Source organism: Gordonia amarae NBRC 15530, from assembly GCF_000241345.1.
Lineage (GTDB): Bacteria > Actinomycetota > Actinomycetes > Mycobacteriales > Mycobacteriaceae > Gordonia > Gordonia amarae.
The window spans coordinates 51,458-64,713 of the sequence record NZ_BAED01000051.1 but is presented as its reverse complement, the minus strand read 5'-3'; the positions used below and the strand labels follow the sequence as shown (position 1 = coordinate 64,713).

At 65.9% G+C, this 13,256-nt stretch carries 9 protein-coding genes; 8 read left to right on the top strand and 1 reads right to left on the bottom strand.

The window, feature by feature from the left end:
- From GOAMR_RS14780 to GOAMR_RS14755, 6 genes are all read left to right on the top strand, one after another.
- Positions 1 to 1,082: DUF222 domain-containing protein (locus GOAMR_RS14780; RefSeq protein ID WP_005189340.1), on the top strand; the 1,082-nt coding region annotated here is incomplete at its 5' end.
- Between the two features lie 126 nt (positions 1,083 to 1,208).
- Positions 1,209 to 2,648, top strand: coding sequence for an ethanolamine permease (gene eat, locus GOAMR_RS14775; protein WP_005189338.1), 1,440 nt, complete (start codon positions 1,209 to 1,211; stop codon positions 2,646 to 2,648).
- Positions 2,645 to 4,054, top strand: coding sequence for an ethanolamine ammonia-lyase subunit EutB (locus tag GOAMR_RS14770; RefSeq protein ID WP_005189335.1), 1,410 nt, complete (start codon positions 2,645 to 2,647; stop codon positions 4,052 to 4,054). The genes eat and GOAMR_RS14770 overlap by 4 nt, the downstream gene beginning before the upstream one ends.
- Positions 4,051 to 4,839, top strand: coding sequence for an ethanolamine ammonia-lyase subunit EutC (gene eutC / locus GOAMR_RS14765; protein WP_005189334.1), 789 nt, complete (start codon positions 4,051 to 4,053; stop codon positions 4,837 to 4,839). Before GOAMR_RS14770 ends, eutC begins: the two co-directional genes overlap by 4 nt.
- Before the next feature lie 343 nt (positions 4,840 to 5,182).
- Positions 5,183 to 7,123 (top strand): ABC transporter ATP-binding protein/permease, encoded by a 1,941-nt coding sequence (locus GOAMR_RS14760; RefSeq protein WP_005189332.1) that lies wholly within the window; start codon positions 5,183 to 5,185, stop codon positions 7,121 to 7,123.
- Positions 7,124 to 7,294: 171 nt separating this feature from the next.
- Positions 7,295 to 9,268, top strand: a complete 1,974-nt coding sequence (locus GOAMR_RS14755; protein WP_005189330.1) for an OPT family oligopeptide transporter — start codon at positions 7,295 to 7,297, stop codon at positions 9,266 to 9,268.
- A gap of 18 nt (positions 9,269 to 9,286) precedes the next feature.
- On the opposite strand, the gene GOAMR_RS14750 is transcribed toward GOAMR_RS14755, so the two are convergent.
- Positions 9,287 to 9,733 carry a MarR family winged helix-turn-helix transcriptional regulator gene (locus GOAMR_RS14750; protein WP_005189328.1) on the bottom strand — a complete coding sequence of 149 codons (447 nt, stop codon included), beginning with the start codon at positions 9,731 to 9,733 and terminating at the stop codon, positions 9,287 to 9,289.
- Positions 9,734 to 9,846: 113 nt separating this feature from the next.
- Between GOAMR_RS14750 and GOAMR_RS14745 the strand changes: the two genes are divergently transcribed.
- Positions 9,847 to 11,130, top strand: coding sequence for a multidrug effflux MFS transporter (locus GOAMR_RS14745; RefSeq protein WP_005189325.1), 1,284 nt, complete (start codon positions 9,847 to 9,849; stop codon positions 11,128 to 11,130).
- An 8-nt stretch (positions 11,131 to 11,138) separates the two neighbouring features.
- The gene (locus GOAMR_RS14740; RefSeq protein WP_005189322.1) at positions 11,139 to 13,244 is read left to right on the top strand and encodes an McrB family protein; all 2,106 of its coding nucleotides are present in this window, start codon (positions 11,139 to 11,141) and stop codon (positions 13,242 to 13,244) included.
- Positions 13,245 to 13,256: the final 12 nt, after the last annotated feature.

The window sequence follows — 13,256 nt, the reverse complement described above, 5'->3', positions numbered from 1 at the left end:
ATGCCTTGTTCGCCCTGCTCACCGGGCAGCGGTTCGCCTGCGAATGCGGGTCGGCCGACTGCCCCGCGGTCGTCCCGGATGCCCGGGTGCTCCCGGACTTGCAGGCACGCATAGTCATTCACGTCGTGTGCGACGAATCCACGCTCGACGGCACCGCTGACAACCCCGGTTTCATGGATGGCTACGGCGTCATCGGCGCCGACCATGCCCGAGAGATCGCCGCCCAATCCCACACGCGGGTTCGGCCCCTGGTATCCACCGCGAGGGAGTCGGTGAGCGGAGACTCGACCGACCCCCAACGCACGGATCGTCGCCAGTTCACACCGCGAGCCGCGGCCGGCGGCGCATCGATCGGAACGACTCCCGAGGTCGTCCGTGCCGATAGTGCCGGCTCGCCGGATTTCGAGGCTCGCCGCCTGCGCGCCTCGCAATTCAATCAGCAGATGCACGCACCGAGTGAGATTCCGGAACCGCAATTGACCAGGCCCGGTACCCCGCAACCCGACGAATCCAGCGACCCTCGGCTGCCGTCTCATCTGCCGTCGGACCCGTACCGTCCATCACGGGCGCTCGATGCATTCGTCCGGATCCGCGATGGCTATTGCACCGTACCGGGATGCGAAACGCCCGCCTGGTCGGTCGATCTCGATCACGTCACCGAATACGACCATCAGAATCCAGACCGAGGTGGCAGGACTGACCCATTGGGGCTCAACGGCAAATGCCGCTTCCACCACCTCCTCAAGTCATTCTCGAACTGGGTGGACGACCAATATCTCGACGCCGACGGCCGCATCGTCTCAGTCTGGTACACGCCCGAGGGGATCCGGATCGACGGGCCACCCGAAGACAACACCGCACTTTTCCCTGGGCTGAAGCGTGTCCGTTTCACGCCGCCCGCCACTCGCGCGCCGCAGCGCGTCATCGACCAACCGATGCGCGATCGCACGCGCACCGCGGCCACACACGCTCGCCGCCGCCACGAACGCGAACTCAACCGCACCGACCGCGCCATCGGCCCGGGATACCGCCGCGCCCACCACACAGTCGATTTCACCGACCACGGACCACCGCCCTTCTAGGGCGCCTAGCCACCGTTGAAAAGTCGACGCCCGCCACGAAATCCTCGCGCTGCGGAGCGGTCCGGGCGGCCATACACTTTCGTGCACCCGGGTCGGGAACCCACGAGAGAGACTGCGGAGGCGGCCATGACGCTCCCCGAACATGAACACCATCTCGCCGGTGGCGTCGACAGCCACGACGAATCATCGGACTACCTCAAGAAACGCCAGCTCAAGAGTGGTAGCGCCGGCTGGTTGCTGCTCGCCGGTCTCGGCGTCAGCTATGTGATCTCCGGCGACTACTCCGGCTGGAACTTCGGTCTCGCCGAAGGCGGATTCGGCGGTCTGGCGATCGCCGCCATCGTCATCGCCGCCATGTATCTCGCCCTCGTGCTCGGCATGGCCGAACTCTCGTCGTCACTGCCCGCCGCCGGCGGCGGGTACACCTTCGCCCGGCGCGCCCTCGGCCCCTGGGGTGGATTCGCCACCGGCACGGCCATTCTCATCGAGTACTCGATCGCCCCGGCAGCTATCGCCACGTTCATCGGCGCCTACGTCGAATCACTCGACCTGTTCGGGATCACCGACGGCTGGTGGGTGTATCTGGTGGCGTATGCATTCTTCATCGGCATCCACCTCGGTGGTGTGGGTGAGGCGCTCAAGGTGATGTTTGTGATCACCGCCATCGCCCTGGTGGGTCTGGTGATCTTCGCGATCGCCGCCCTCACCCATTTCGACGCCGGAAACCTCACCAACATAGACCCCGGCGACGCCGCCGGCGCCTCGGATTTCCTGCCGTCCGGCTACATGGGCATCTGGTCGGCGATCCCGTTCGCGATCTGGTTCTTCCTCGCTGTCGAAGGTGTGCCGCTGGCCGCCGAGGAGACGGCGAACCCGGAGAAGAACGTGCCGCGGGGCATCATTGCCGCCATCTCGGTGCTGCTGATCTCCTGCGTCACCGTGCTCATCCTGACCACGGCAGCCGGTGGGGCATCGGAGATGTCCGAATCGGGCAACCCGCTGGTGGAGGCGCTCGGCGACGGAACCGCGGCCAAGATCGTCAACTACATCGGTCTCGCCGGTCTCATCGCGAGCTTCTTCTCCATCATCTACGCCTACTCGCGGCAGTTGTTCGCGCTGTCCCGCGCCGGCTATCTGCCGCCCGTGCTGTCGGTCACCAACAGCCGCAAAGCTCCCACGCTGGCGCTGATCGTGCCCGGCATCATCGGGTTCGTGCTGTCGCTGACCGGCCAGGGTGCCCTGCTGCTGAACATGGCCGTGTTCGGCGCCGCCCTGAGTTACGTTCTGATGATGGTGAGCCACATCGTGCTCCGCATCCGCGAACCGGAGATGCCCCGCCCGTACCGCACCCCCGGCGGCGTCGTCACCACCGGATTCGCGCTGGTCGTCGCCGTCATCGCGGTCATCGCCACCTTCCTCGTCGACGTCAAGGCGGCCAGTTGGTGTCTGGTGGTGTTCGCGGCGTTCATGCTGTACTTCGGGCTGTACTCGCGGCACCGGCTCGTCGCCAACTCCCCCGACGAGGAGTTCGCCGCGCTGGCAGAGGCAGAGGAAGACGTGCGGTGAGGTTCACGCAGACCATCTCAGGAACCACCTATGAGTTCGACGGGCTCGTCGAACTCATGGCCAAGGCCACGCCGCTGCGGTCCGGGGATCAGCTCGCCGGCTGCGCCGCCACCTCCGACGCCGAACGGGCTGCCGCCGCATGGCAATTGGCGGACGTGCCGCTGACAACGTTCCTCGCGGAACTGGTGGTGCCGTACGAAACCGACGAGGTGACGCGGCTGATCATCGACACCCACGACCGCGAGGCATTCGCACCCGTCTCACATCTGACGGTCGGCGGTTTCCGCGACTGGCTGCTGGAAACGGCCACGCTCGATGACGCAGCTTCCCGGTACAGCGCCGTCGCCCCCGGCCTGACACCCGAAATGGTCGCGGCGACAAGCAAACTCATGCGCAATCAGGATCTGATCCTGGTGGCGTCGGCGGCGCGGGTGCGTTCGGCGTTCCGCACCACGATCGGTCTCCCCGGCCGGATCGCGACCCGGCTACAGCCCAACCATCCCACCGACGATCCGCGCGGTATCGCCGCCGCCACCCTCGACGGACTCCTGATGGGTTGCGGCGACGCCGTGATCGGTATCAACCCGGCCACCGATTCACCGCATGCCACAGCCGATCTGCTGCATCTGCTCGACGACATCCGGCAACGCTTCTCGATCCCGATGCAGTCGTGTGTCCTCTCCCACGTCACCACCACCGTCGACCTCATCTCCCGCGGTGTGCCGGTGGATCTGGTGTTCCAGTCGATCGCCGGCACCGAACCGGCCAACAGCAGTTTCGGGGTGACCGTGCCGATGCTGCTGGAGGCCAACGAGGCCGGGCGATCGCTGAAACGCGGCACCGTCGGCGACAACGTGATGTACCTGGAGACCGGTCAGGGGTCGGCGCTGTCGGCGGGCGCGCACCTGGGCACCGGGGGCAAACCCGTCGACCAGCAGACCCTGGAAACCCGCGCCTACGGACTCGCCCGGGCGCTGGAACCGTTGCTGATCAACACGGTCGTCGGGTTCATTGGTCCCGAGTACCTCTACGACGGCAAGCAGATCATCCGCGCGGGTTTGGAGGATCACTTCTGCGGCAAACTGCTCGGCCTGCCGATGGGCGTGGACGTCTGCTACACCAACCACGCCGAAGCCGATCAGGACGACATGGACACCCTGCTCACCCTGCTCGGGGTGGCCGGGGCGGCGTTCGTGATCGCCGTGCCGGGCGCCGACGACGTGATGCTCGGCTATCAGAGCCTGTCCTTCCACGACGCGCTGTACGTGCGTCAGGCACTCAGCCTGCGGCCCGCGCCGGAGTTCGAGGAGTGGCTTGCAGGTCTGGGCATGGCCGATGCCGACGGGCGCATTCTGCCGGTCGACCCGGCGACCTCGCCCCTGCTCGCACTGACGGCGGCGCCATGAGCGCGCAGGGCGGGAACAGCCCCGCACACGACGTGTGGGCTGACCTGCGGCTGACCACCCAAGCCCGGATCGGGCTCGGCCGCGCCGGCAATTCACTGCCCACCACCCGGGTGCTCGAGTTCGCGGCCGCACACGCCGCCGCCCGCGACGCCGTCCACGATCCGCTCGACGCGGATGCGTTCGCCGCGACGCTGACCGACCTCGGGCTGGGTGAACCACTGCGGGTGGCCAGCCAGGCCCGCTCCCGCGGCGAATACCTGCGCCGCCCCGACCTGGGCCGGCAGCCCGCGGCGGGCACCGAACTGCCCGAGGCCGCCACCGACATAGGCATCGTCCTGGCCGACGGGCTGTCGCCGCGGGCGCTCGTCGATCACGCCCACGGGATGGTGAAGGCACTGGTCGAAGCGTTCGACGGCCGGTACACCATCGCGCCGCCCGTCATCGCCACACAGGCGCGGGTGGCCCTCGGCGATCACATCGGAGCCGCTCTCGGCGTGACGACGATGATCGTGATCATCGGTGAGCGTCCCGGCCTGTCCGTCGCCGACAGCCTCGGCATCTACCTGACGCACCGGCCGCAGGTGGGCCGCACCGACGCCGACCGCAACTGCATCTCCAACATCCACCCGCCGGACGGACTCGGCTACGCGGCGGCGGCGGGTGTCACCGCCGCCCTGGTCGCCGGAGCACGATCCCTGGGCCGCTCCGGCGTGGACCTCAAGGACACCTCGCGACAGGAATTGGACACCGCGGCCGTGGTCAGCCTGGAACCCGCGCAGGAATGAGGCGGGCGAGGAGAGGTGCGCGCACAGTACCGGATCTCGACGGCCCGCGAAGACAGACAGAAACTTAGGTAAGACTTGGCTTGCTGGCGGACTCGGACATCGGGCTCTATTCTCGGTGCAACAACGCGGTGAAAGCCCAGCACAGAGCCTTCAACGCACTATGACCCAAAGACTTTTCTCTGCAGCCCGCCGATGCCGTCGACGTCGTGAACACGATGTCGACGGCATCGGTCGTTTCACGGCCCCTGCGACGCTCCCGGTCCCGAACACCCCATAGCGGGCGGATGTCTGTTGACGCGGGTTAAGATTCCCGCCAACTACCGACCTCATAGATAGGGAACGCGTGGAATACAGCATCGACTGGGGGAACGAGCTGCTGACGTCGATCCGGTGGATCTTGACGATGTTCGGCTACTCGATGGTCGGCCTTCTGTTGGCAGGTTTTGTGTTGTCGCGGGTGACCCTCTGGGGCCGCCAGTATTGGCGGGCCGCCGGCGGATTCTTCACCGACCGCGACACCCGGGTGGGCGCTTGGGTGCTGGTGGTGGTGCTGATGCTGCTCATGCTCATCGGTGTGCGACTTACCGTCGTGCTGTCCTACCAGGGCCGCGATATGTTCAACGCGCTACAGGGCGCGGCCGAGGCGATGTCCAACAAGGACGGGGCAACCCTCGACAAGGCCGAGGAGATGTTCTGGAACTCGCTGTGGCTGTTCGGCCTGCTGGCCACCATCCACGTGGTCCGCACGCTCATCGAACTGTATCTGGGCAGCATGTTCGAGATCAGGCTGCGCGCGTTCATGGTCGAACGGGTCACCGGCGACTGGCTGTCCGGGCTCGCGTTCTACCGCAACCGATTCGTGCACACCGGCATCGAAGGCAAAGACGCCAGGATCCAGCCCGGCGTCGACAACCCCGACCAGCGCATCGAGATCGACATCGCCAACGTGGCGTCGTCGAGCCGTCAGCTGGTGTTCGGTTACGGCGGATCGTCGACCAACGGCGTGATCCCGGCGATCATCACCATCTGTTCGTTCACCCTGATCCTGTGGGACCTGTCCGGGCCGATGGACATCTTCGGCACCGAGGTGCCCCGCGCCATGGTGTGGCTGGTGTACCTGTTCGTGCTGGTGTCGACGGTGGTCGCATTCTGGCTCGGCCACCCGTTGATCAAGTTGTACTTCCTGCGTGAGCGTCTCGCCGCCAACTTCCGTTACTCACTGGTCCGGCTGCGTGACGGTGCCGAGAAGGTCGCGCTGTACCGCGGCGCCGACACCGAGCAGCGCGGACTGCTGGACCGGTTCGGAGCCATCGTCGTCAACTTCTGGCAGGTCGTGTTCCGCTCCCTGAAGTTCAACGGCTGGAACTTCGTCGTGGGCCAGGCGTCGGCGGTCTTCGCCTACATCATTCAGGCACCGCGGTTCTTCGCCAGCGAGATCGGTCTCGGCGAGATGACGCAGACGGCGTCGGCGTTCGGAAACGTGCACGACTCACTGTCGTTCTTCCGTGAGTCCTACGACGCGTTCGCCGATCTGCGCGCGTCCCTCTACCGGCTCGACGGCCTCGAACAGGCCAACCACGATTCGCGGGAACTCCCCCAGATCGTCACCATCGAACAGGAACACGGCGTCACCCTGAACAAGGTCACCGCGTCCACCCCCGACGGCGTGGAACTGGTCCGCGACCTGACCCTGTCGCTGCATCCCGGCGACGCGCTCGTGATCAAGGGACGTTCCGGTTCGGGCAAGACGACCCTGCTGCGCGGCCTGGCCGGGCTGTGGCCGTTCGTCGAGGGCGAGTTCGCCCGCCCCGGCGCATCAACCCTGTTCCTGTCGCAGATCCCGTACATCCCGCTGTCCGATCTGCGCACCGCCGTCAGCTACCCGGCACCGCCGGAAACGGTGGGTGACGACGCGATCCGCGCCGCGCTCGAACGGGTCTTTCTGGCACATCTGGTCGGCAGGCTCGACGAGGAGGCCGATTGGGCGGCGGTCCTGTCCCCCGGTGAGCAGCAGCGCGTCGCGTTCGCCCGCATCCTGCTGAACCGGCCCGACGTCGCATTCCTCGACGAGGCGACCTCGGCGATCGACGAGGGCCTGGAGTTCGAGTTGTACGCGCTGATCCGGCGTGAGCTGCCCGACACCGTGCTGGTGTCGGTGAGCCACCGCAGCACCACCGACCAGCACCACACCCAGCTGCTGGAACTGACCGGCGGCGGTGCGTGGGCGCTGCGTCCGCTCGACCCGCCGCCGACGATGGCCGGCGCCGGAAAGCACTCGCTGTAGCCATTCGGACAAATCGGAAATGGGAGCCGCCTGGGTGGGCGGCTCCCATTTTTCTGCGTCTTGTTTGCCGCACGCTCACGCGCTGCCGGCCCTAAGGTGAGGACTCGTAACAAAGCAGTGCCTCACCTACCGGCCGCGACCCGGCCCCGAGAGCCTGAAGGATGGACGCCCATGTCCTCAACCGGAACCACCGGCACGACAACCGTCAAGGAGATGACGCTCCGGGGAATCATTCTCGGCGGTGTGATCACCCTGGTCTTCACAGCGGCCAACGTCTACCTCGGTCTGCGCGTGGGCCTGACCTTCGCCACCGCCATTCCGGCGGCGGTGGTGTCGATGGCCATCCTGCGCTACTTCGCCGACCACTCGGTCATCGAGAACAACATCGTGCAGACCATCGCGTCGGCCGCGGGCACCTTGTCGGCGATCATCTTCGTGATCCCCGGTCTGGTGATGATCGGCTGGTGGTCGGGATTCCCGTACTGGACAACGGTCGCAGTCTGCGCGATCGGCGGCATCCTCGGCGTCATGTACTCGATCCCACTACGGCGGGCCCTGGTCACCGGATCAGACCTGCCGTATCCGGAAGGCGTTGCGGCGGCCGAGGTGCTGAAGGTCGGCGACTCGTCGACCGGCGCCGAGGAGAACAAGGCCGGCCTGCGGGTGATCGTCCTCGGTGCCGTGGCGTCGGCGGTGTATTCGCTGCTCACCAAGCTCAAGGTCATCAGCGACACCGTGTCGGGGACCCTCAAGATCGGCACCGGCGGCACCCTGTTCAACGCGGGAATCCTGATGTCGCTCATCGGTATCGGCCACCTCGTCGGCGTGGCCGTGGGTGTCGCGATGCTGGTGGGCCTGCTCATCTCCTACGCGGTGCTGCTGCCCATCAAGTCGCAGGACAAGGCCGCCCCGGGCGATCTGCTGTCCGACGTCATCGGGTCGGTGTTCAGCCACGAGGTACGGCTCATCGGCGCCGGTGCCATCGCCATCGCCGCCATCTGGACGCTGCTGAAGATCATGGGCCCAATCGTCAGGGGCATCACCTCGGCGATGCAGTCGACCCGCGCCCGACGTGAAGGCACCGCGGTTGACGTCACCGAGCGCGACATCCCGGTGACCATCGTCGGTGGCACCATCCTCGTGCTGCTCATTCCGATCGCGTTCATGCTGTGGGATTTCGCGCACGATACCGTCCTGAACGGCAGCTCCGCCGGAATCATCACGGTGAGCGTCCTTTTCGTCTTCATCATCGGTTTGGCGGTGGCGGCGGTCTGCGGTTACATGGCCGGTCTCATCGGATCGTCCAACAGCCCTATCTCGGGTGTGGGCATCCTGGTGGTGCTGATCGCGGCGATCCTCATCAAGGGAACTTTCGGTGACACCGACGACTCGCACGTGCAGGCACTCGTCGCGTTTACCCTGTTCACCGCCGCCATCGTGTTCGGTGTGGCGACCATCTCCAACGACAACCTGCAGGACCTCAAGACCGGCCAACTCGTCGGCGCCACCCCGTGGAAGCAGCAGGTGGCGTTGGTGATCGGCGTGCTGTTCGGGTCCGCGGTCATCCCCCCGATCCTCGGCCTCATGTACGACGCCTTCGGTTTCGTCGGCGCCCCCGGCGAAACGAAGGATTCGCTGGCCGCCCCGCAGGCGGGCCTGCTCAAGGATCTGACCCAGGGAGTCCTCGGCGGCGACCTGGACTGGGGCCTGATCGGTGTCGGCGCCATCATCGGAGCAGTGATCATCGTGATCGACGAAGTGCTCACGCGCACAACGAAGTACCGCCTACCCCCGCTGGCCGTCGGCATGGGCATGTACCTGCCGATGTCGGTGACGCTGATCATCCCGGTCGGCGCGTTCCTCGGCGCGTTCTACAACAAGTGGGCCGAACGCTCCGGCGGCAACGTCGAACACAAGAAGCGGATGGGCACGCTGCTGGCCACCGGCCTTATCGTCGGTGAGGCACTCTTCGGTGTGGTGTTCGCCGGAATCGTCGCCGCCACCAGTGACGACAGCGTGCTGCAGATCGTGGGCGACGGATTCGACAAGTGGGCTCAGACGCTCGGCGTGATCGTCTTCGCCGGCTCACTCGCCTGGCTGTATAACCGCACGCAGCGCATCTCCTCCGCCGGGGTCACCAAGTAGCCACATAGCGCCGGGAGCTCACCGCTCCCGGCGCAGATAGTCGTCGATGAGTCCGAGGACGGTGACCGCCGCAACCGCCTGCCCCGACTGGGCACCGAGCGCATCGGCCATGATCTGCGACCAGGTGGCGTTGAGTGCGGCGATACCTTCCCTCGCAGAGTCCGTCACATCCAGGCTGACCTGACGGGAGTCGGTGGCGTCGCGGTGGCGCTCGACCAGCCCCTTCGCCGTCAGGCCGCGCAGGGCCGTACTGAGGTTGCTGCGCTGCAACCCGGTTGCCTCGGCCGCCGCACTCGGCGAGCATCCGGGGTTGCGGTGCACCCACCGCAGCACCGTCGCCTCGGTGCCGGTGAGTGTCTTCAGACCTGCCCCGGTGACGGAATGCGACTCCAGTTCCCTGGCCACCCGCAGGATCGCGTCGGCCAGTTCGACGAGTACGGGATCGGGTGTATTCGTGTCGGACATCGCCACCTCCGGGACTCTACAAATGTCTGGGACTCACATCAGTCGGGCTTTACACGAGTCCATTAGTTATGGTTTCATAATTATATACCGATAATAGTTAGAGGAACAACCACATGAAACAGGCACCACCCGCGTCGACGACCGATACGCCACACTCCGCTGCCGTCGGCACCGGCACCATGGGCAACAAGCTGCTCGTGATCCTCGCCCTACTGTCCGCGGTCGCCCCGCTCTCGATCGACCTCTACCTGCCCGCATTCCCGGCGATGTCCGAGGACCTGTCCACCTCAACGTCGGCGGTGCAGCTCACGCTCACCGCGTTTCTCGTGGGAATCACCATCGGGCAGTTGATCTTCGGACCGCTGTCGGACCGGTTCGGCCGGCTGCGGCCGCTGCTGATCGGCGCCGTGCTGTGCGTGGTCGCGAGCATCGCCGCCGTGATCGCCCCCAACGTGGCGATACTCGTGGCCGCACGGCTCGTCCAGGGCATCGGCGGCGCCGCCGGCATGGTGATCGGCCGCGCCATCATCTCCGACGTGGCGCACGGCAAGGCCGCGGCGCGCGCGTTCAGCCTGATGATGATCGTCGGCGGCATCGCCCCTGTCATCGCACCCATGGTCGGCGGCTTCCTGGTGGACCCGATCGGCTGGCGCGGCATCCTCACAGTCGTCCTGGGCCTGGCCGTGATCATGCTGGCATGTGTGGTCGCCGGTATCCGGGAGACCTTCCCCGCCCTGCGCCGTGCCGAACTCAAAGTCCTGCGGGAACAGAGTGGTTCGCCGAACGCGGCACTCCGGTCACGCGAATTCCTCTCCTACACCCTGACCTTCGGGTTCTCGTTCGCGGTGATGATGGCCTACATCTCCGCCTCGCCGTTCGTCTATCAGGACATGATGGGCCTGAGCAGCATGGCGTACGGAATCGCCTTCGGCTGCAACGCCTTCGCGCTGATGATCGTCAGCGGTATCGCCGCCCGGCTCACCGCCACCCACTCGGTGCGGGGCATGCTCGCCACCGGCGTCGGCCTGATGACCGCCGGCGTCGCCGCCGTGGGCATCCTGGTGGCCACCGGCGTCGACCCCATCTGGCTGAGCGTCCCACTGTTCGTCACCGTCGCCTCGCTCGGCCTGATCCTTGGCAATGCGACGGCTCTGGCCCTCGGCGCCGTGCCGGCGGCGGCCGGCAGCGCGTCGGCCGTCCTGGGCGCCCTGCAGTTCGGCCTGGCCGCCGTTGTCTCCCCGCTCGTCGGTCTCGGCGGCGAAGACACCGCCGCCCCGATGGCCGTCGTCATGGCGGCATCGGCACTCATCGCGGTGACCGCCTTCGCTCTCAGCCGGGCCGAAGGAGATGAGAGGGCCACAACTAGGATGGGCTCCGGCAACCTAGTCGACAGGTAGGAGCAGCGTTGCTATTCGAGGAATCAGTACAGGCACTGGTGGAGCGGCCCGAATCTCTTCGCGCCACCCAGCAGGACGAGCATGACTCCTTCCTCGAACGGTTCCCCCTCGAGCGGTGGCCGGACATGACACTCGACGACTACGCCCTCGGAACGGGGGCGAGCACCCCGGGATACTCACACCAGCTGGAGTTCGGCACTCCCAACTTGGGCAGTATCCGGGGTGGCAGCGCGACCAAACACGTCGTCTTCCGCAGAGCGAACGGCGAATGGTCCTTCCCCAGCGGCTTCGCGGGGGTCGATGACGCCTGGCAGCGACTCCGGACCGGATTCGTCCGGATGTTTGAGCTCGCCCAGGCCGGCGAGTGGGCCAAGACCGCGGAGATCGACATCCTCCGTGGGGCCAAGACAGTCCGGCTCAAGTCGCTGTTCCTCTACTTCCCCGATCAGGTTCTGCCGATCTACTCGTACAACCATCTCGTGCACTTCGCCGAAGAACTCGACCTGGACCATTCCGGGGATGCGATCGATGTCAACCGGCGGATCCTCGAACACCTGCGCAGCTTTCCGCGGCTCGCCGGCGTGGACCCGCTCGACTTCATCGGACTGTTGTACGCCTGGTCGCCGCCCCCGGGATACCACGCACCCAAGATCTGGAAGATCGCCCCGGGGCCACAGGCCTCACTGTGGGAGGAGTGCCGCGACGGCGGGTACATCTGTGTGGGCTGGGACGATGTGGGCGATCTGACCCTGTTCGACACGGAAGAGGAGTTCCGCGAAGCGTTTTCCGCCCACTACGCCGCCGAGTACAACAATTCCAAGCCGAAGATCACCGCCAAAGGCACCGAGGTATGGCGTCTACGGGAGATCAAGGAGGGCGACAGGGTGATCGCGAACCGCGGGACGTCGCAGATCGCCGGGGTCGGAACCGTTGTCTCACCCGGATATCAGTGGCGCCCCGAACGGGACGAATACAAACACACGATCACCATGAAGTGGGACGATCTCGAAGAACGCACACTGTCCACACCGGTGAAGAAATGGGCGTTCACCACGATCTCGAAGGTGACGGTCAGCCAGTTCGAGGCCATCTTCGCCGACAACGACGCACCGGCCGACGACGCCTCCACCGACCAGGCCAAAGAGGCCTTTGCACACCTCATCGAGGACGAGGGCGACTTCGTCCGGTGGAACAAGATCCTGAACCGCAAGGGCCAGATCGTGTTCTACGGGCCACCCGGAACAGGAAAAACCAGGGCCGCCAAGAGATTTGCCGGCTGGTTGCTCGGTGGCGATGCTTCGGCACCCACCGGCGGCCCGGCTGAGCCGGTCCCGAGTGGTGCCGCCGCGATGAGCCGGCTGACTGAGGTGACCTTCCACGCCTCCTACGCCTACGAGGACTTCATCGAAGGGTTCCGGCCCCGGTCGGGCAGCACCGAACTGACTCTGGAACTCCGGCCAGGAATCATGAAAACCGTTGCGCGCGAGGCGGACCGGCACCCCGACCAGCGCTATGTCATCCTCATCGACGAGATCAACCGGGCCGACGTACCCCGTGTCTTCGGCGAGTTGATGACCGTGATCGAGCGTGGCAGACGAGGCGAGACGGTCACATTACCGGCATCCGGTGAGCCACTGTCGATCCCACCCAACCTCATCGTGCTCGGGACGATGAACACCGCCGACCAGAGCATCCGGTCCCTCGATGCCGCGCTGCGCCGCAGGTTCGGTTTCGTCGAACTCATGCCCGATCCGGAGGTGCTCTCCAACGCCGTCATCGACGATCTGCCGCTCGATCAGTTCTTGATCGAACTCAACCGCCGAATAACGCGAATCGCCGGGCGCGAACGACAGGTCGGGCATTCATTCTTCCTCGACGGCGGAAAGCCCATCGAGTCCGCCGAAGACTTCGGTGACATCATCCGCACCGACATCATTCCGCTGCTGCAGGAGATCGTCTACGACGACTACAACGCATTGGCCCAATTCCTGGGACCCGACATCGTTGACGTCGGCGAGCAGCAACTGCACACCCTGATCGACGACGACAGCCTGCTCGTGGCGTCACTGGTGGCCGCCTACGAGATCAAGGCTCAGACCGACGATGCCGAATGACCGATGATGCCG

Bases quoted from the DNA above. Each gene is read 5' to 3' on its own strand.
- eutC (WP_005189334.1), top strand. From the start codon at position 4,051: ATGAGCGCGCAGGGCGGGAACAGCCCCGCACACGACGTGTGGGCTGAC.
- GOAMR_RS14745 (WP_005189325.1), top strand. From the start codon at position 9,847: ATGAAACAGGCACCACCCGCGTCGACGACCGATACGCCACACTCCGCT.
- GOAMR_RS14755 (WP_005189330.1), top strand. From the start codon at position 7,295: ATGTCCTCAACCGGAACCACCGGCACGACAACCGTCAAGGAGATGACG.
- GOAMR_RS14750 (WP_005189328.1), bottom strand. From the start codon at position 9,733: ATGTCCGACACGAATACACCCGATCCCGTACTCGTCGAACTGGCCGAC.
- eat (WP_005189338.1), top strand. From the start codon at position 1,209: ATGACGCTCCCCGAACATGAACACCATCTCGCCGGTGGCGTCGACAGC.